The following is a 16,787-nucleotide window of genomic DNA, read 5'->3' as shown; positions in this document are numbered from 1 at the left end:
GCCGATTCTCAAGTGATAATAGCGTGACCGCCTAAGGAAGGAGGAAGAACATGAGCGAACGTAATGCCCGCAAAGTTCAGGTCGGTAAAGTAGTTAGTGACAAAATGGACAAAACGATCGTAGTTGCTGTTGAAACATACAAAAAGCACGATCTGTACCATAAACGCATTAAGTACACGAAGAAATTCAAAGCGCATGACGAGAATAACCAAGCTAAAATTGGTGACACGGTGAAAATCATGGAAACTCGTCCGCTTTCGAAAGACAAACGGTTCCGCCTGGTCGAAATCGTTGAAGAAGCAGTAATTCTTTAAGATGCTTGATCGTAAGCATTTTCCCGAAAGGAGGACGTTAAAATGATTCAACCATTTACGCGTTTGGCCGTCGCTGACAACTCCGGTGCGAAGGAACTGATGTGTATCCGTGTACTGGGTGGTACGGGACGTCGTGTTGGCCATATCGGTGATCTGATCGTTTGCTCCGTCAAACAAGCAACACCAGGCGGCGTTGTCAAAAAGGGCGACGTAGTTAAGGCGGTTATCGTTCGTACGAAGCGTGCAGTACGTCGTAAAGACGGTTCGTACATTGCGTTCGACGAGAATGCAGCCGTAATCGTTAAAGAAGATAAGAGCCCACGTGGTACTCGTATTTTCGGACCAGTTGCCCGCGAGCTTCGCGATCGCGACTTCATGAAAATCGTATCCCTTGCTCCGGAAGTTATCTAATAGCACGAATTAAGCTTGCTGAAGGCAAGCATGCAGGAGGTGTAACTCATGCCACGTTTGAAAAAAGTGTTGGAATCCCACAACAATAAACTGCACGTGAAAAAAGACGATACCGTTATCGTCATCACGGGTAAAGACAAAGGCAAAAAAGGCCGCGTCATCGCAGCTTATCCACGTGAGAACCGTGTACTCGTTGAAGGCGTTAATCTGGTGAAGAAGCACTCGCGTCCGTCCCAAGCGAATCCGCAAGGCGGCATTATCGAGCAAGAAGCACCGATCCACGTATCGAACGTTATGCACGTTGATCCAAAGAGCGGCAAAGTAACCCGTATCGGTTACAAAGTGCTCGAGAACGGCAAAAAAGTCCGCGTAGCGAAAGCTTCCGGCGAGATCATCGACTAATTGATCGCTTAAAGAAAGGAGGACCACTTTAAGATGGCAATCAGAATGAAAGAGCGTTACCTGAACGACATCACTCCTGCTCTCATGCAGAAGTTCAACTATACAACGGTTATGCAAGTGCCGAAGATTGAGAAAGTCGTTATCAACATGGGTGTTGGTGAGGCCGTTTCGAACTCCAAAGTACTTGACGTAGCAGTTGAAGACCTTCGTCTGATCTCCGGTCAAAAACCGGTCATCACGCGTGCTAAAAAATCGATCGCAGGCTTTAAGCTTCGCGAAAACATGCCAATCGGGGTTAAAGTAACGCTGCGCGGCGAGCGCATGTACTACTTCCTCGATAAACTTTTCAACGTTTCGCTTCCACGCGTTCGCGACTTCCGCGGCGTATCGACGAAAGCGTTCGACGGTCGCGGCAACTACACGCTTGGCCTTAAAGAACAATTGATCTTCCCAGAGATCGAGTACGATAAGGTTGACAAAGTACGCGGTATGGACGTCGTCATCGTCACGACGGCAAAAACGGACGAAGAAGCTCGTGAGCTGCTGACCCAATTGGGCATGCCGTTTGCGAAGTAATCCACAGGAGGTGTAATACCAAGTGGCAAAAACTTCGATGAAAGTGAAGCAGCAACGTACCCCTAAATTCAAAGTGCGTGCTTACACGCGCTGCGAGCGTTGCGGCCGTCCACATTCCGTTTTGCAAAAGTTTAAAATTTGCCGGATTTGTTTCCGTGAATTAGCATACAAAGGCCAGATCCCTGGCGTTAAAAAAGCAAGCTGGTAATCAGCCTAGTACGGGAAGGAGGTACAATCAATGGTTATGTCTGATCCAATCGCAGATATGCTGACACGCATTCGTAACGCGAACGTTGTCCGTCACGAAACTGTGGAAATGCCGGCTTCGAAAGTAAAGAAGCAAATCGCCGAGATCTTGAAGCGCGAGGGCTTTATCCGCGATGCCGAGTATATCGAAGATAACAAGCAAGGGATTATCCGTATTTTCCTGAAATACGGCGCTAACCAAGAACGCGTAATCACGGGGCTGAAGCGTATCAGCAAACCGGGCCTGCGTGTTTACACGAAAAGCAACGAAGTTCCTCGTGTCCTTGGCGGTTTGGGAGTAGCTATCATTTCTACGTCCCAAGGCGTTATGACCGACAAAGAAGCTCGCCAAGTGAAATCCGGCGGCGAAGTTCTCTGCTACGTTTGGTAATTGACTGCACAACGATTGGAGGTGTAACAAATGTCTCGTATTGGCCGCAAACCGATCCAAGTACCAGGTGGCGTTAACATCGACTTGGACAACAGCGTTATTACAGTTAAAGGACCGAAAGGTACGCTTAGCCGTAACATCCACAAAGACATGAGCGTGGTTGTTGAAGAGAGCGTGATCAACATCGTTCGTCCTTCCGACAATAAATTGCATCGTTCCCTTCACGGTACGACGCGCAGCGTAATCGCGAACATGGTGACTGGTGTAACTGATGGTTTCTCCAAGAACCTTGAACTCGTAGGCGTTGGTTACCGTGCTAGTAAGTCCGGTGACAAAATCGTACTGAACGTTGGTTACTCCCATCCGGTAGAAATCACGCCGGAAAGCGGAATCGAGTTCGAAGTTCCTTCGAACACGAAAATCATCGTTAAAGGTATCGACAAAGAGCTCGTTGGCGCAACGGCTGCAAAAATCCGTTCCGTACGCGAACCAGAGCCGTATAAAGGCAAAGGTATCAAGTATGAAGGCGAGCGCATCCTTCGTAAAGAAGGTAAAGCTGGTAAGAAGAAATAAGAAGCGTTCCCTTTGGGCGCTTGACCGGATAGCTTCATAATCCATACAAGAAAGGAGTGTCTTCGAATGATCACTAAAGGCGATAAAAACAAAGCTCGTTTGAAACGTCACCTGCGTGTTCGTAAGAAAATCAGCGGTACGGCTGCACGTCCTCGTCTGTCCGTATTCCGTTCCTCCAAGCACATCTACGCTCAATTGATCGACGATGTGGCAGGCGTAACGATTGCAGCAGCATCGACGCTCGACAAAGAGATCACGGAAATCGGCAACGGCGGCAACGTGGAAGCAGCTCGCAAAATCGGCGAACTGATCGCGAACCGTGCGAAAGCTAAAGGCGTAGAGCACGTTGTATTCGACCGCGGAGGATACCTGTACCATGGCCGTATCCAAGCGCTCGCTGATGCAGCTCGCGAAAACGGTCTTCAATTCTGATTCACATTTCTTATTAAGGAGGTAAGACGACTTGCGTATAGATCCGAATGCGTTAGAACTTACTGAAAAAGTAGTTCAAATCAACCGCGTAGCGAAAGTTGTAAAAGGCGGACGCCGTTTCAGCTTCAGCGCGCTTGTAGTAGTCGGCGACGGTAAAGGTACTGTCGGCGCAGGCATCGGTAAAGCCGGCGAGGTTCCTGAAGCGATCCGCAAAGGCATCGAAGATGCGAAGAAAAACCTGATCCAGATCCCGCTTGTTAACACCACGATTCCTCACCAAGTGCTCGGACATTTCGGCGCAGGACGCGTGCTTCTCAAACCGGCATCTGAAGGTACCGGTGTGATTGCGGGTGGTCCTGTTCGTGCTGTTCTCGAGCTTGCAGGTGTAGGCGATATTCTTACGAAATCGCTTGGCTCTTCCAACTCCATGAACATGGTAAACGCAACACTGGAAGGTCTGTCCCGCCTCAAGCGTGCAGAAGATGTTGCTAAACTGCGTGGAAAAACTGTACAAGAGCTTCGGGGTTAAGGAGGGGAATACGATGGCAAAACTGCAAATCACCCTCGTTCGCAGCCTGATCGGCCGTAACGAGAAGCAACGCGCAACGGTCAACACGCTTGGCCTTCGCAAGCTTCATCAATCGGTTGTCCATGATGACAGCCCGGCCATTCGCGGCATGGTGAACCATGTAAGCCACTTGGTTAAAGTAGAAGAAGTACAAGCATAATTAATCGCGTCAGCGATGCTTGAAGCGATGCTTTTTTATGGGAGAGCAGCGCACTAACAATGCAGCTGTACCGAAGGCGTCCCACGCCTTAAGGCAGATTGCGGCGTAAAAATGAAGGAGGTGCAACGTACGATGAAATTGCATGAGCTGAAACCAGCGGAAGGTTCGCGTAAAGAAGGCTTCCGTAAAGGTCGCGGTATCGGTAGCGGCAACGGTAAAACAGCAGGTAAAGGCCATAAAGGTCAAAACGCTCGTTCCGGTGGCGGTGTCCGTCCAGGATTCGAGGGTGGTCAAAACCCGTTGTACCGTCGTTTGCCTAAACGCGGATTCAACAACCCATTCCGTAAAGAGTATGCGATTGTGAACATCGAAGAGCTGAACAGCTTCGCAGCAGGAACGGAAGTAACGCCTGAACTGCTTCTGGAGCAAGGTATCGTTAAAAACCCACAGAGCGGAATCAAAGTTTTGGGTAACGGCGAGATCACTGTACAGCTTACGGTGAAAGCAAACAAGTTCTCTCAATCTGCGGTAGAGAAAATCCAGGCTGCCGGCGGTAAAACCGAGGTGATCTAATTGTTCAAGACCGTGTCCAACATTTGGAAAGTTGAAGATCTCCGTAGCCGGATCCTGTTCACTTTGTTTATCCTGTTGATTTACCGTATCGGTTCTTTCATACCGGTTCCGGGCGTCAACACGGATGTATTCAAAGAATCAGGTAACAGCGGTACGGATCTCTTCGGACTGCTCAATACGTTTTCCGGCGGCGCGCTCTTCCAATTCTCGATCTTCGCGATTGGAATCATGCCGTACATCACGGCGTCGATCATCGTACAGCTGCTGTCGATGGACGTCATCCCGAAATTCGCCGAATGGGCGAAAGAAGGAGAAAACGGAAAACGCAAGCTTGCGCAAATTACGCGTTATGGCACTGTTGTACTCGGTCTGATTCAAGGCTTCGGTACGGCAGTTGGCTTTAACCGTCGATACGGTTTAGAAATGATCCCAGGTGCGACGTTCACGGATTATCTGACCATTGCGATCATCCTGACGGCGGGCACGGCTTTTCTTATGTGGCTTGGCGAGCAAATTACGGAGCGCGGCATTGGCAACGGGATCTCGATCCTCATCTTTGCCGGTATCGTGGCTGCGATCCCAGGACACATCCGTACGCTCTACCAGACCCAAATCGCCGACCTGCCTAGCGACCAGCTGTTCTGGGGTATCCTGAAACTTGTCCTGATTGTCATCGCGGTCGTCGTGATGATCGTCTGCGTTATCTTCGTTCAACAAGGTATCCGCAAGATTCCGGTCCAGTATGCGAAGCGCGTGGTAGGCCGCAAAATGTACGGTGGTCAATCGACTCACATTCCGCTCAAAGTAAACGGAGCAGGCGTTATCCCGGTCATTTTCGCGGTATCGCTTCTCATGTTCCCGGTTACGATTGCGCAGTTTTGGTCGACACAGTCTTGGGCTGACTGGATCATCAATCACATGATGTACGACAAACCGCTTGGTATGGTGCTTTACATCATACTGATTATCGGTTTTACGTTCTTCTACACCTTCGTGCAGATCAATCCGGTTCAAATGGCGGATCAAATGAAGAAGAATGGCGGTTATATCCCGGGCATTCGTCCAGGCAAACCAACCTCCTCTTACATTACCCGCGTAATGTCCCGGATTACGCTTAGCGGCGCTATCTTCCTGGCCATTATCTCGATTACGCCGGTTGTTTTCGGCAAAATCGCGGGTCTTGACCAGTCGATTCAGCTGGGCGGCACTTCGCTCTTGATCGTCATCGGCGTCGCGCTCGACACGATGAAGCAGATCGAGACTCAATTGATCAAACGCCACTACAAAGGGTTTATCAATAAATAACGATAGGTTCGGATTCGGGCTTCCGCGCGCGCTTCGTCGTTGTGTCGGAACCCTTCTGCGGCCTATTGGCGTAAAGCGAGGAAGGCGCTAATGAACATCTTATTCATGGGTCCTCCGGGCGCAGGTAAAGGCACGCAGGCCGAGCGGATCGTCGATACGTTTAACGTACCGCATATTTCGACCGGTGATGCTTTTCGCTTGGCAATGAAACAAGGAACACCGCTTGGCCAAAAAGCAAAAGAGTTTGTTGATCAGGGCTTGCTCGTGCCAGACGAGATAACGAACGGCATCGTTCGCGACCGTCTTCTGGTGGAAGACTGCAACAACGGCTTTTTGCTCGACGGATTCCCTCGTACGCTGCAACAAGCGGAAGCGCTGGACGGAATGCTGGCCGAGATGGGGCGCAGCATTGACCATGTCGTGAACTTGAAAGTTGATCGCGGTCTGCTGCTTGCGCGTCTGACCGGTCGTCGCATTTGCAAATCCTGTGGCGCAACTTACCACGTAATGTTCAACCCGCCGAAACAAGAAGGCGTATGCGATAAATGCGGCGGCGAGCTGTATCAGCGGTCAGACGATACGGAAGCCAAAGTTGGAACGCGTCTTGACGAATACATCTCGAAGACGGCACCGCTGCTCGACTACTACTCGGGCAAAGGAACGCTTCGCGAAGTAGACGGCGAGAAAGAAATCGATGATGTTACTGCAGAAATCGTAAGCTGCTTGCGAGGATCTGCCGAATGATCATTTGCAAGTCCGATGCGGAATTGCGTTATATGAGGGAAGCTGGACGTATTGTCGCGGATACGCATCGTTTGCTGAAACAAGCGATTCGGCCGGGCATTACGACGCTGGAGCTCGATGGGATCGCGGAAGCGTACATTCGCAGCCAAGGCGCAACGCCTTCTTTCAAAGGTTACAATCAATTCCCTGGAAGTATTTGCGCTTCTGTTAATGAAGAGCTGGTTCACGGCATTCCTGGACCGCGCAAGCTAAACGATGGCGACATCATCAGCATTGATATCGGCGCGCAGTACGAAGGCTACCACGGCGATTCCGCCTGGACTTACGGGGTCGGCGATATTAGTGAAGAGAATCGGCGCTTGCTGGAAGTGACGGAACGGTCGCTTTATGCAGGACTCGAGCTTGTCAAGCCGGATGTCCGGCTGTTTACGGTTTCGCACGCGATTCAGAACGTCATTGAATCTGCTGGTTTCTCGGTCGTTCGCGAGTATGTCGGTCATGGCATTGGCGCAAGCCTCCATGAGGAGCCGCAAATTCCGAACTACGGTACGCCGGATCGCGGCCCGCGCCTGAAGCCAGGCATGGTGTTGGCGATCGAGCCGATGGTCAACATTGGCGAACGGTACGTACGAACCTTGGAAGATAATTGGACAGTTGTTACGCAGGATGGTTCTTGGTGTGCGCATTTCGAGCATACAGTAGCTGTTACGGCGGATGGCTGCGAAATTTTGACGCTAGGGCGGGAGCAAGCAGAGTGAGTGGAACTGAACACGTGCCAGAGATTGGCCGGATCGTCAAGGTGACAAGCGGGAAAGACGAAGGCGGTTATGCCGTCATCGTCGGTATCGTCGATGAACGGTTCGTTCTTGTTGCCGATGGCGCAAAGCGGCGCTTTGATGGGCCGAAAAAGAAGAACGTGATGCATCTTCTGATGCAGCCGGTCGTCAGCGTGGAAGTTGCGGACAGTATGCGGGAAACCGGTCGTGTGACCAACGCCAAGCTGCGTTACGCAATTCAGAAGTATGCGCAAGGGAAAGGAGAATGACTGTGGCCAAGGAAGACGTGATCGAAGTCGAAGGTACGGTCGTCGAGCCGCTACCCAACGCTATGTTTAAGGTGGAGCTGGAGAACGGACACCAAATTCTCGCCCATGTATCGGGCAAGCTCAGAATGCACTTCATCCGCATTTTGACCGGAGATAAGGTTGTTATTCAGCTGTCGCCATACGATTTGTCCAGAGGACGAATTACCTATCGGAAGTAGACCTTCTAAGAGCGGGTCTTCTGACGAAGAACTCGGGAGGTAATCACAATGAAGGTTAGACCATCGGTCAAGCCAATCTGCGAAAAATGCAAAGTCATTCGTCGCAAAGGCAATGTTATGGTGATTTGTGAAAATCCGAAACATAAACAAAAACAAGGATAAGGGAGGGATAACTGTACATGGCACGTATTGCTGGTGTAGACTTACCGCGTGACAAACGCGTAGTCATCGCTTTGACGTATATCTTCGGTATCGGCAACACGACTGCTCAACGGATCCTGAGCGAAACAGGAATCAACGAGAGCACGCGCGTTCGCGATCTGACGGAAGACGAAGTAAGCAAACTTCGCGAAACGATCGACAAGTCCGTTAAAGTGGAAGGCGACCTGCGTCGCGAAATTTCCCTGAACATCAAACGTTTGATCGAGATCGGCTGCTACCGTGGCGTTCGCCATCGCCGTGGCCTGCCTGTTCGTGGTCAACGCACGAAAACCAATGCTCGTACGCGTAAAGGTCCTCGCCGGACTGTAGCGAACAAGAAGAAGTAATAAGGGGGGATAACTGAAATGGCAAAACCGAAAAAAGTGGTTCGTACCAAACGTCGCGACCGCAAAAATATTGAGTCGGGCGTCGCGCACATCCGTTCGACGTTCAACAATACGATCGTCACGATCACGGATCCGCACGGTAATGCGATCTCCTGGGCAAGCTCCGGCAACCTTGGTTTCAAAGGTTCCCGTAAGAGCACGCCATTCGCGGCCCAAATGGCTGCTGAATCCGCAGCGAAAGCGGCAATGGAGCATGGCATGAAAGCGGTAGAAGTCATGGTTAAAGGTCCGGGCGCTGGCCGTGAAGCAGCAATCCGTTCGCTTCAAGCAGCAGGTCTCGAAGTTAACCTCATTAAAGACGTCACGCCAGTTCCGCATAACGGATGCCGTCCGCCGAAACGTCGTCGCGTATAGTCTGCTTTCATGTGGTATCAAATTCCTGCAACTTGTGAATAATGGTTGTGAAGGTTTGCCATACTACATGATTTACGACAAAGCGACCATGGTAACGGAGCGACGTTTTGAAGGAGGGTATATAAGTGATTGAGATCGAAAAGCCGAAAATCGAAACCGTAGAGCTGAGCGAGGATGGCACGTACGGACGTTTCGTTGTCGAACCGCTGGAGCGCGGATACGGCACGACGCTCGGGAACTCGCTGCGCCGAATCCTGTTGTCGTCGCTGCCTGGTGCAGCTGTCACCTCGGTTCAAATCGACGGTGTACTGCATGAATTCTCGACGGTTCCTGGTGTGTTTGAGGACGTTACTGAAATCATTCTCAACCTGAAGAGTCTATCGCTCAAGATCCACTCTGATGAGGAGAAGGTTCTGGAGATTGACGCTGAAGGCGAAGGTAACGTAACGGCGGGGGATATTCGGGCCGACAGTGATGTCGAGATCTTGAACCCTGATCTTCATATCGCAACCTTGGCCTCCGGTGCTCGGCTCCATGCGCGGGTTTTCGCCAATAGAGGACGTGGGTACGTACAATCGGTCCGCAACAAGCGGGAAGATCAACCGATCGGTGTCATTCCGATCGACTCGATCTATACACCGATTACGCGCGTGAACTACAGCGTCGAAAATACCCGTGTTGGTCAAGTGACCAACTACGACAAGCTTACGCTTGAAGTATGGACCGACGGCAGCATTCGGCCGGAAGAGGCTGTTAGCCTCGGGGCGAAAATTCTTACCGAACATCTCGACCTGTTCGTTGGTCTGACCGACGAGGCGAAAGACGCCGAAATCATGGTGGAGAAGGAAGAAGACAAGAAAGAGAAAGTCCTCGAGATGACGATCGAGGAACTGGATCTTTCGGTCCGTTCGTACAACTGTTTGAAACGCGCGGGCATCAATACCGTTCAAGAGCTCATCACGAAAACCGAAGAGGACATGATGAAGGTACGTAACCTTGGTCGCAAGTCGCTCGAGGAAGTTCAAGAGAAGCTCGAAGAACTCGGTCTTGGCCTTCGCATGGAAGAATAGCACCACGTATGACTAGAACGCGGGCGTTCAGCCTGCGATGTGAGATTTGCGCGTGCAAATCTTTAGAAGGAGGGGAAAATCGATGGCATATTCTAAGTTGAGCCGTGACGCTAGTTCGCGTAAAGCACTGTTCCGCGACCTCGTCACCGACTTGTTCCTGTATGAGCGCATCCAAACGACGGAAGCGAAAGCAAAAGAACTTCGTCCAATCGCGGAGAAACTGATCACGCTGGCAAAGCGTGGCGATCTTCACGCTCGTCGTCAAGTAGCAGCTTTCGTTCGTCGCGAGTCGATCAACGGTGAGCAAGACGCAATCCAAAAGCTGTTCTCCGAACTGGCCACCCGTTACTCGGAACGTGCGGGCGGATACACGCGGATTCTGAAGCTGGGACCACGCCGTGGCGACGCTGCGCCTATGGTATATTTGGAACTGGTGGATCGTGCGTAAATGAGAAAGGGTGGACCTTGCGGCCACCTTTTTTTGTTGCCAACGCGGTAAGCCGATGAATCGGAAAGGAGGGGCAGGATGAAAAACGTCAGAATGACCGTAGCCTATGACGGAACGCAGTATCATGGCTTTCAAACGCAGCCGAGCGGAAATACGATTCAAGACCAACTGGAAGCCGGAATCCGCATGTTGACGGGCGAGGAGATCCGGATTCATGGATCCGGGAGAACGGATGCTGGCGTCCATGCAAGGGCGCAAGTATTCAATTTTCACACGGAATCGCGAATCCCGATCGACCGTTGGGCGATTGCATTGAATGCCAGGCTGCCGGATGATATCGTGATCCAATGCGCGGAAGAAGTGCCGGAAGATTTCCATGCGCGGTTTTCTGCCAAGCGTAAGACATACCGGTATGCTATCGATACAAACAAATTTCCGAATGTGTTCACGCGCCATTACCGGTTTCATCATCATGCCCCTCTGGACGTGGCGGCTATGCGAGAGGGACTTGCCGCGCTTGTAGGCGAGCATGACTTTACGTCGTTCGCATCACCGCAATCGACGCAGCTCAGTCACGTTCGTACGATCTACGAGGCGTCCATCGTACAGAATCAAGACGGGCTTGACCTATTTGTCACCGGTAATGGTTTTCTGTATAACATGGTGCGGATCATTGCAGGTACGGCGATCTGGATCGGGGAAGGGAAAATGTCGGCAAGCGATATTCCCGCTATATTAGCGGCTTGCGACCGGACGAAAGCAGGTCCGACGGCCATGGCGCATGGCCTTATGTTGTGGCATGTGGAATACCCGGAATAGTTGCTTTAATATCGGTGAATTTTGCTTGCACATGCAGCCTGGTTATAGTAGAATATAACTTGTGCTTTCTAAGTGGCTCTCCCACAGCCCCGACTTAGATCGCCGCCTGTAAGACCTAACCAATAGCTAATAAACGTCGAGACGTTCACGTTTCTACGATACATGAGAATGAATTGTGATATGAACAAGGAGGATCATCCATGCGCACCACCTTTATGGCTAAGCCGAATGAAGTAGAACGCAAATGGTACGTCATCGATGCAGAAGGCAAAACGCTTGGCCGTCTGGCAAGCGAGGCTGCAAGCCTGATTCGCGGTAAACACAAGCCGCAATTCACGCCGCACGTTGACACTGGCGATTTCGTCATCGTAATCAATGCAGAGAAAGTTGTCCTGACGGGCAAGAAGCTGCAAAACAAAATGTACTACCGTCACTCCATGTATCCAGGCGGTTTGAGAGTAACATCCGCTGCGGATATGCTTAATAAGCACCCAGAACGCGTTCTTGAGTTCGCGATCCACGGCATGCTTCCTAAGAACCGCCTCGGCGACAAAATGAAGCTGAAGCTCAAAGTTTACGCAGGTTCGGAACACCCGCATCAAGCACAAAACCCGGAAGTTTACGAACTTCGCGGCTAATTAGAGGGAGGACAGTTTCATGGCTCAAGTACAATACTATGGAACCGGTCGTCGTAAACACTCCGTGGCACGTGTACGCCTTGTGCCGGGTGAAGGACGCATCGTAATCAATAAGCGTGACCTGAACGAATACTTTGGTCTCGAAACACTCAAACTGATCGTTAAGCAACCGCTCGCGCTGACTGAAACAGCAAGCAAATACGATGTAATCGTAATTGCACACGGCGGCGGCATTTCCGGTCAAGCTGGCGCAATTCGCCACGGTATCTCCCGTGCTCTGCTTAAAGCAGACCCTGAGTTCCGCGGTTCCCTGAAGCGCGCAGGCTTCCTGACTCGTGACCCACGTATGAAAGAACGTAAGAAGTACGGCCTCAAAGCAGCTCGTCGTGCTCCTCAGTTCTCAAAACGTTAATATTTATTTGGACAAGGCCTACTCTGTAACAGGAGTGGGCCTTTTTCATATATTGGCGGATATAAGCATTGAACAATAGAGCGATTGGACGTATAATCAAAGCAATAATTGATCAACTTACTTGGAATTCAAATAATGGAGGTACAAGCGATGAACCTTTTCGAAAAGGAAGCGCTCGTAAAGCAGAAAGCCGAAGAGCTGGAAAATGCGTCCCCCCAGGCGATCTTGCAATATGCAGTAGAGACGTTCCCGAATATCACATTCGCGTGCAGCTTTGGCGCGGAAGATGTCGTACTTGTTGATATGTTGCAGAAGATCAGCCCGAAGACGGATATCTTCTATTTGGATACGGATTTTCATTTCAAAGAAACCTACGAGACGCGCGACAAAATGATCGAGCGGTACGGGTTGAAATTCGTGGAAGTCAAACCAGCGATTACGCCGGAAGAACAAGCGGAGCTGCATGGTCCGGAGTTGTGGAAATCGGATGCGACGGCTTGCTGCAACATTCGTAAAGTAGAACCGCTGACAAGAATTCTTTCGAAATACGAAGCATGGATTACAGGTATTCGCCGCGATCAGGCGCCTACGCGCGCGAACGCGAAGAAGGTCGAATACGACACGAAATTCGGCCTTATTAAATTCAATCCGCTTGCGAGCTGGACGAACGATGACGTATGGAATTACATCCGGGAGAACAACGTAATATACAATCCGCTGCATGACAACAACTACCCAAGCATCGGTTGCGAATATTGCACGCGTCAGGTAATGCCGGGTGAAGATCCTCGTGCAGGACGTTGGTCAGGTCAAGAGAAAACGGAATGCGGCCTGCACAAATAAGAGCGCGACGAATGCATGAGCAGCATTTTGCCTCACGGCGGCGTACTGGACGGCGTATGTCCGCCACCGGAATTCTCTTGGACGGAAATAACCACAATTCTCATTGAAGGCATGTACGTACAGCCTGCTAATGTATAAGGTATAACTGACCACCTCGTCCCATATAGTGATAAGGAGTACAAGGCTGCATAGCCGGAACTTCTTATTGCTTGGGATCGGGGTGGTTTTGTTATGAAGCGCGGGATACGGAACCGGTTTGTGGTGTGGATAACTTACCGGGGCGCGGTACGGGTAGGGCTTGGCATGGTCGCGGTGCTGCTTACCGTCATTTTGCTATCCCAAGATGTACCTTCGACGCGCACATGGACGTATTGGACGATGCCGTTATCGGGAAAAACGATCGTGCTCGATGCGGGTCACGGTGGCGTGGATGGCGGAGCGGTTAGCAAACAAGGCGACATTGAGAAGGACCTGAACCTCGCGATTTCGCTGCAGCTACGGGATTATTTGCAGCAGGCGGGGGCGATCGTCCACATGACGCGCGAAGACGATCATGACTTGGCGGGCGAGGACACAAAGAAGATAAGCAGACGGAAGACGGAAGACCTCGTGAGACGCGCTCAATTCGTCAAGGAGCAGGGGGCGGATTTGTTCGTGACCATTCATATGAATAGCATTCCGTCGCCGAAGTGGTCGGGGGCGCAGACGTTCTATTACCCCAATCTGCCCGAGAACGAAAGGCTTGCGGCGCTAATTCAGGACGAGATCCGGCGGAATCTAGAGAATACCCAGCGGCTTGCGGCCAAGAAGAACGACATTTATTTGCTGAAGGCGATGGATTCCATTCCGACCGCGCTCATTGAAGTCGGATTTTTATCCAACCCGGGAGAAGCCGCGCTGTTGGCGGATGCCGATTACCAGAAGAAAGTAGCCGCGTCGATCTACCAAGGAATCCTTCGTTATAGCGCGGGGGAGAAATGGGGCTCGGCGGCTCCGGCCAAGCCAGGGGCTTAATGCCCGTGCTCTTGGAAGCCCTTTAAACTATGGTATAATAACCTTACGTACATAAATCATAACCAGCAGCACGAGCGCATCAGCCGGAAGAGGAGACGAATGCAAACATGTTGACACGTGAGGATATTATGCGAACAGCCGAGCAGGTGGCAGCCAATGCGACTGGCGGCGCGCCGATCGGGATTCGGGATGTAGTCGTGAAAGAAAATAACGTTCAGCTTACGGTACTCGGTGCAAGCGAAGAAACCCGACAGACGCTGGAGGCGAGTCTGCAAGCCGCCTTGAAAGAGCTGGGAGCGGCATCCGTTCATTTCCGGTTCAAGGGTGGGGATACGGCAGAAGGGAGCTCGACCGCCTCCTCTGGAGGCGCTAGCGCTGCGTCAAGCGCACCTGGACAGACGGAGCCGGTTCGCGGGCATGCGGCAGGCATGGAATCGCACAAGCTGCTGAACGAGCGCAGCGGCGTACATTTCATTGCGGTGGCCAGCGGCAAGGGCGGCGTAGGCAAATCAACCGTCACGGTTAATTTGGCTGTAGCGCTTGCGCGTCGAGGCAAACGGGTGGGCATTATCGATGCGGACATTTACGGATTCAGCGTGCCGGACATGATGGGCATCGAAGAACGGCCGGCGGTCGTGAACGAACGCGTCATTCCGATCGAGAAGTTCGGCGTCAAAGTCATGTCGATGGGCTTTTTCGTGGAAGACAACGCGCCAATTGTATGGCGAGGACCGATGCTGGGCAAAATGCTGCGTAATTTCTTTGCTGAGATCGAATGGGGAGAGGTCGACTACATTCTGCTCGACTTGCCGCCAGGTACGGGAGACGTTGCGCTGGATGTGCATCAGATGATTCCACAGAGCAAAGAAATCATCGTGACGACGCCTCATGCGACGGCAGCGTTCGTTGCGGCACGCGCAGGCGCAATGGCCATTAAGACAGAGCACGAAATCATCGGCGTCGTGGAGAACATGAGCTATTACATTACGAAGAGCGGTGAGCATGAATACGTCTTCGGCAAAGGCGGCGGGGCGCGTCTGGCCGAATCGCTGAATGCCGAATTAATGGCTCAAATCCCGCTCGGCGCGCCGGATAACCACGTGTCAGAATCTGATTTTTCGCCCTCCGTCTACAAAGAAGACACCACGACAGGGCAGCTGTATTTGGAAGTCGCGGACCGCGTAATCGCGAAATGCGAAGCGTAGGCAGCCTAACGGCGCGCTCATCGCAGAACATACTCTCATAGTTACATAAAGAAGGCCCGCAGCTGGCATAGATGACAAACCGCATGTTCATCATCTATGTTAGCGCGGGCTTTTTCTTTACGAGGATCCGCCTTCCCCCGATTCGCCCATCCCTTCGGACTCGCCGGATTCGCCGCCTCCGCCTTCCTCTTCGCCTCCGCCTTCTTCGGCCGCTTTCTCTTCTTCGCCGCCGCCTCCAGCTTTCTCCAACTTCTCATTCGGCTTCACTTTCAGTTCTTCTTGTACCGCCTTCTTCAACAAATCAAGGATTTCTAACCGATAAATCGGGCTTTGCATCGATTCCTGCATGATCGTGGTAATTTGCTTGCGATACTGCGTGCTGTTCATCACTTCGAGGATCATCTTCTCCATCTCGGGATTTTTCAGCACTTTAATTAAATCTGCCTGGTAAGAAGGATCTTTAATTAAATCTTTGTGAAGCTGTTTGTTTTGCTTGTTCACCGCTTTGGCGAATTCGCCGGCGAATCGCGGGTCGGTCATGAGCTGTTCGATGACTTTGTAATAGTCAGGCGAGACCAGCGTCTCTTTTACGGCAAGCCGGACGTTCTCCTGGTCCTGCACAGTCAACAGCTTTGAGGTAAGTCCATTATTGCCCGTCGTGTTGACGGCGGATTCCTGCAGTGCCTTTTGGGCGTCTTCCGTTTTTAAGATATCAATGACCATCGACTTCATGTCCTTATAGCTCATCGAGTCGCTGGCCGAGCTTTGCGGCTCAGAACCGCAGGCGGCTAACATGAGCGTCGTCATCACGCACAGCGTGAGCCAAACTATTCGTTTGCGCATTCAACAAGCGTCTCCCTTCTGCGTAGGGGTAAGGATGGATGGGCTTATTATGCGACATTGTTCGACGGAATATCATACTCGCGGCGTAGCTTTTTAAAGCGAACATGGTAAAATAAAGCGTACGTGCATCTTCATCCCGTATAGGCGAAACAATGGCAACGTCAGGGCGGTTGATCCGTATCAGTCTTTGGGACATAGGACGAATTTTCGTATAGGAGTGACAGAAAGTGACACTGCGCAAAATGTGGTTTTTGCTGTGGAGCACCACCTTGATCGGAGCGGGCATAACGGTCGTGGTCGGCTCGATCATGCAGATGTTTGACCATGACTTCGGGTTCATGGATATGAAATCAACCGGCTTTAACATGTTAAACATGGCACTGGCGGGCTTGCTGTTCGGCGTCTTTAGCCAGTTGGGATTTTTCGCGTATCTGACCATTAACTACTTGGCGCTTGGCATGCTGCGGAAGAAGTACCTGTGGAATACCCTGCAGGCATATTGCACGTTGTTCGCAGTGGGGGGACTGGGCTATAAATTGTACGGCACAAGCGAGCTCCATCAGAACAACTGGTTC

At 51.4% G+C, this 16,787-nt stretch carries 29 protein-coding genes (1 of these 29 running past the window's edge); 28 read left to right on the top strand and 1 reads right to left on the bottom strand.

The features are described 5' to 3' along the window. The first annotated feature begins 50 nt into the window (after positions 1–50). The 27 genes from rpsQ to ACFSKT_RS27290 all read left to right on the top strand — a co-directional run bounded on the left by rpsQ (position 51) and on the right by ACFSKT_RS27290 (position 15,369). Positions 51–314: a 30S ribosomal protein S17 gene (rpsQ, locus tag ACFSKT_RS27420; RefSeq protein ID WP_377716911.1), complete on the top strand. Its 264-nt coding sequence runs from the start codon at positions 51–53 to the stop codon at positions 312–314. Between the two features lie 42 nt (positions 315–356). Beyond that, entirely contained in the window at positions 357–725 is a 369-nt protein-coding gene (gene rplN, locus ACFSKT_RS27415; protein ID WP_090583243.1) for a 50S ribosomal protein L14, read from the top strand. Positions 726–773: 48 nt separating this feature from the next. Continuing rightward, positions 774–1,127 (top strand): 50S ribosomal protein L24, encoded by a 354-nt coding sequence (gene rplX / locus ACFSKT_RS27410; RefSeq protein WP_222871048.1) that lies wholly within the window; start codon positions 774–776, stop codon positions 1,125–1,127. Positions 1,128–1,160: 33 nt separating this feature from the next. Beyond that, on the top strand, positions 1,161–1,703 hold the full coding sequence (rplE, locus tag ACFSKT_RS27405) for a 50S ribosomal protein L5 (RefSeq protein WP_377499851.1): 543 nt from the start codon (positions 1,161–1,163) through the stop codon (positions 1,701–1,703). A gap of 22 nt (positions 1,704–1,725) precedes the next feature. Then, positions 1,726–1,911, top strand: a complete 186-nt coding sequence (locus ACFSKT_RS27400) for a type Z 30S ribosomal protein S14 (RefSeq protein ID WP_013312154.1) — start codon at positions 1,726–1,728, stop codon at positions 1,909–1,911. Positions 1,912–1,941: 30 nt separating this feature from the next. Next, positions 1,942–2,340 (top strand): 30S ribosomal protein S8, encoded by a 399-nt coding sequence (rpsH, locus tag ACFSKT_RS27395; protein ID WP_148933634.1) that lies wholly within the window; start codon positions 1,942–1,944, stop codon positions 2,338–2,340. A gap of 30 nt (positions 2,341–2,370) precedes the next feature. Next, positions 2,371–2,913: a 50S ribosomal protein L6 gene (rplF, locus tag ACFSKT_RS27390; protein ID WP_377716915.1), complete on the top strand. Its 543-nt coding sequence runs from the start codon at positions 2,371–2,373 to the stop codon at positions 2,911–2,913. A gap of 66 nt (positions 2,914–2,979) precedes the next feature. Beyond that, the gene (gene rplR, locus ACFSKT_RS27385; protein WP_377716917.1) at positions 2,980–3,345 is read left to right on the top strand and encodes a 50S ribosomal protein L18; all 366 of its coding nucleotides are present in this window, start codon (positions 2,980–2,982) and stop codon (positions 3,343–3,345) included. Between the two features lie 31 nt (positions 3,346–3,376). Continuing rightward, complete coding sequence (rpsE, locus tag ACFSKT_RS27380; protein WP_377716919.1) at positions 3,377–3,874, top strand: 30S ribosomal protein S5; 498 nt, start codon at positions 3,377–3,379, stop codon at positions 3,872–3,874. A gap of 13 nt (positions 3,875–3,887) precedes the next feature. Continuing rightward, on the top strand, positions 3,888–4,073 hold the full coding sequence (gene rpmD, locus ACFSKT_RS27375; RefSeq protein ID WP_377716921.1) for a 50S ribosomal protein L30: 186 nt from the start codon (positions 3,888–3,890) through the stop codon (positions 4,071–4,073). A 132-nt stretch (positions 4,074–4,205) separates the two neighbouring features. Then, a complete protein-coding gene (rplO, locus tag ACFSKT_RS27370) occupies positions 4,206–4,646 on the top strand; it encodes a 50S ribosomal protein L15 (protein WP_148933639.1) in 441 nt (146 codons plus the stop codon). Continuing rightward, entirely contained in the window at positions 4,647–5,951 is a 1,305-nt protein-coding gene (gene secY, locus ACFSKT_RS27365; protein WP_377716923.1) for a preprotein translocase subunit SecY, read from the top strand. 90 nt (positions 5,952–6,041) lie between these two features. Further along, positions 6,042–6,695: an adenylate kinase gene (locus ACFSKT_RS27360; RefSeq protein ID WP_377716925.1), complete on the top strand. Its 654-nt coding sequence runs from the start codon at positions 6,042–6,044 to the stop codon at positions 6,693–6,695. Then, positions 6,692–7,453, top strand: coding sequence for a type I methionyl aminopeptidase (map, locus tag ACFSKT_RS27355; RefSeq protein ID WP_377716927.1), 762 nt, complete (start codon positions 6,692–6,694; stop codon positions 7,451–7,453). The genes ACFSKT_RS27360 and map overlap by 4 nt, the downstream gene beginning before the upstream one ends. Beyond that, positions 7,450–7,740, top strand: coding sequence for a hypothetical protein (locus ACFSKT_RS27350; RefSeq protein ID WP_377716929.1), 291 nt, complete (start codon positions 7,450–7,452; stop codon positions 7,738–7,740). The genes map and ACFSKT_RS27350 overlap by 4 nt, the downstream gene beginning before the upstream one ends. A 2-nt stretch (positions 7,741–7,742) precedes the next feature. Next, a complete protein-coding gene (gene infA, locus ACFSKT_RS27345) occupies positions 7,743–7,958 on the top strand; it encodes a translation initiation factor IF-1 (RefSeq protein ID WP_006037922.1) in 216 nt (71 codons plus the stop codon). A 48-nt stretch (positions 7,959–8,006) separates the two neighbouring features. Then, positions 8,007–8,120: a 50S ribosomal protein L36 gene (gene rpmJ, locus ACFSKT_RS27340; protein WP_003333770.1), complete on the top strand. Its 114-nt coding sequence runs from the start codon at positions 8,007–8,009 to the stop codon at positions 8,118–8,120. A 17-nt stretch (positions 8,121–8,137) separates the two neighbouring features. Then, the gene (gene rpsM, locus ACFSKT_RS27335; RefSeq protein WP_377499831.1) at positions 8,138–8,506 is read left to right on the top strand and encodes a 30S ribosomal protein S13; all 369 of its coding nucleotides are present in this window, start codon (positions 8,138–8,140) and stop codon (positions 8,504–8,506) included. Between the two features lie 18 nt (positions 8,507–8,524). Beyond that, positions 8,525–8,920 carry a 30S ribosomal protein S11 gene (gene rpsK / locus ACFSKT_RS27330; protein WP_148933645.1) on the top strand — a complete coding sequence of 132 codons (396 nt, stop codon included), beginning with the start codon at positions 8,525–8,527 and terminating at the stop codon, positions 8,918–8,920. 125 nt (positions 8,921–9,045) lie between these two features. After that, entirely contained in the window at positions 9,046–9,990 is a 945-nt protein-coding gene (locus tag ACFSKT_RS27325) for a DNA-directed RNA polymerase subunit alpha (protein ID WP_148933646.1), read from the top strand. A gap of 82 nt (positions 9,991–10,072) precedes the next feature. Next, positions 10,073–10,438 carry a 50S ribosomal protein L17 gene (gene rplQ / locus ACFSKT_RS27320; protein WP_148933647.1) on the top strand — a complete coding sequence of 122 codons (366 nt, stop codon included), beginning with the start codon at positions 10,073–10,075 and terminating at the stop codon, positions 10,436–10,438. Between the two features lie 78 nt (positions 10,439–10,516). Then, positions 10,517–11,257, top strand: coding sequence for a tRNA pseudouridine(38-40) synthase TruA (gene truA, locus ACFSKT_RS27315; protein WP_377716933.1), 741 nt, complete (start codon positions 10,517–10,519; stop codon positions 11,255–11,257). 200 nt (positions 11,258–11,457) lie between these two features. After that, entirely contained in the window at positions 11,458–11,895 is a 438-nt protein-coding gene (rplM, locus tag ACFSKT_RS27310) for a 50S ribosomal protein L13 (protein WP_148933649.1), read from the top strand. A gap of 19 nt (positions 11,896–11,914) precedes the next feature. Next, positions 11,915–12,307, top strand: a complete 393-nt coding sequence (gene rpsI, locus ACFSKT_RS27305; RefSeq protein WP_377716936.1) for a 30S ribosomal protein S9 — start codon at positions 11,915–11,917, stop codon at positions 12,305–12,307. Positions 12,308–12,457: 150 nt separating this feature from the next. Continuing rightward, on the top strand, positions 12,458–13,150 hold the full coding sequence (locus ACFSKT_RS27300) for a phosphoadenylyl-sulfate reductase (RefSeq protein ID WP_377716938.1): 693 nt from the start codon (positions 12,458–12,460) through the stop codon (positions 13,148–13,150). A gap of 231 nt (positions 13,151–13,381) precedes the next feature. Then, complete coding sequence (gene cwlD, locus ACFSKT_RS27295) at positions 13,382–14,164, top strand: N-acetylmuramoyl-L-alanine amidase CwlD (protein WP_377716940.1); 783 nt, start codon at positions 13,382–13,384, stop codon at positions 14,162–14,164. Between the two features lie 107 nt (positions 14,165–14,271). Next, positions 14,272–15,369 carry an Mrp/NBP35 family ATP-binding protein gene (locus ACFSKT_RS27290; protein WP_377716942.1) on the top strand — a complete coding sequence of 366 codons (1,098 nt, stop codon included), beginning with the start codon at positions 14,272–14,274 and terminating at the stop codon, positions 15,367–15,369. Between the two features lie 117 nt (positions 15,370–15,486). Here ACFSKT_RS27290 and gerD read toward each other — a convergent pair whose 3' ends face one another. Beyond that, positions 15,487–16,212 (bottom strand): spore germination lipoprotein GerD, encoded by a 726-nt coding sequence (gene gerD, locus ACFSKT_RS27285; protein WP_377716944.1) that lies wholly within the window; start codon positions 16,210–16,212, stop codon positions 15,487–15,489. 227 nt (positions 16,213–16,439) lie between these two features. Between gerD and ACFSKT_RS27280 the strand changes: the two genes are divergently transcribed. Beyond that, a protein-coding gene (locus tag ACFSKT_RS27280; RefSeq protein ID WP_377716946.1) for a KinB-signaling pathway activation protein crosses the window boundary here: on the top strand, positions 16,440–16,787 show its 5' portion. 282 nt of this gene lie beyond the right edge of the window; 348 of the gene's 630 nt are visible here — the first part of the coding sequence; it begins with the start codon at positions 16,440–16,442; its stop codon lies beyond the right edge, outside the window.

It is taken from the genome of Paenibacillus xanthanilyticus (assembly GCF_042682185.1).
GTDB lineage: Bacteria > Bacillota > Bacilli > Paenibacillales > Paenibacillaceae > Paenibacillus_Z > Paenibacillus_Z xanthanilyticus.
The sequence above is the reverse complement of the archived record's forward strand: the minus strand, read 5'-3'. Positions and strand labels throughout refer to the sequence as shown.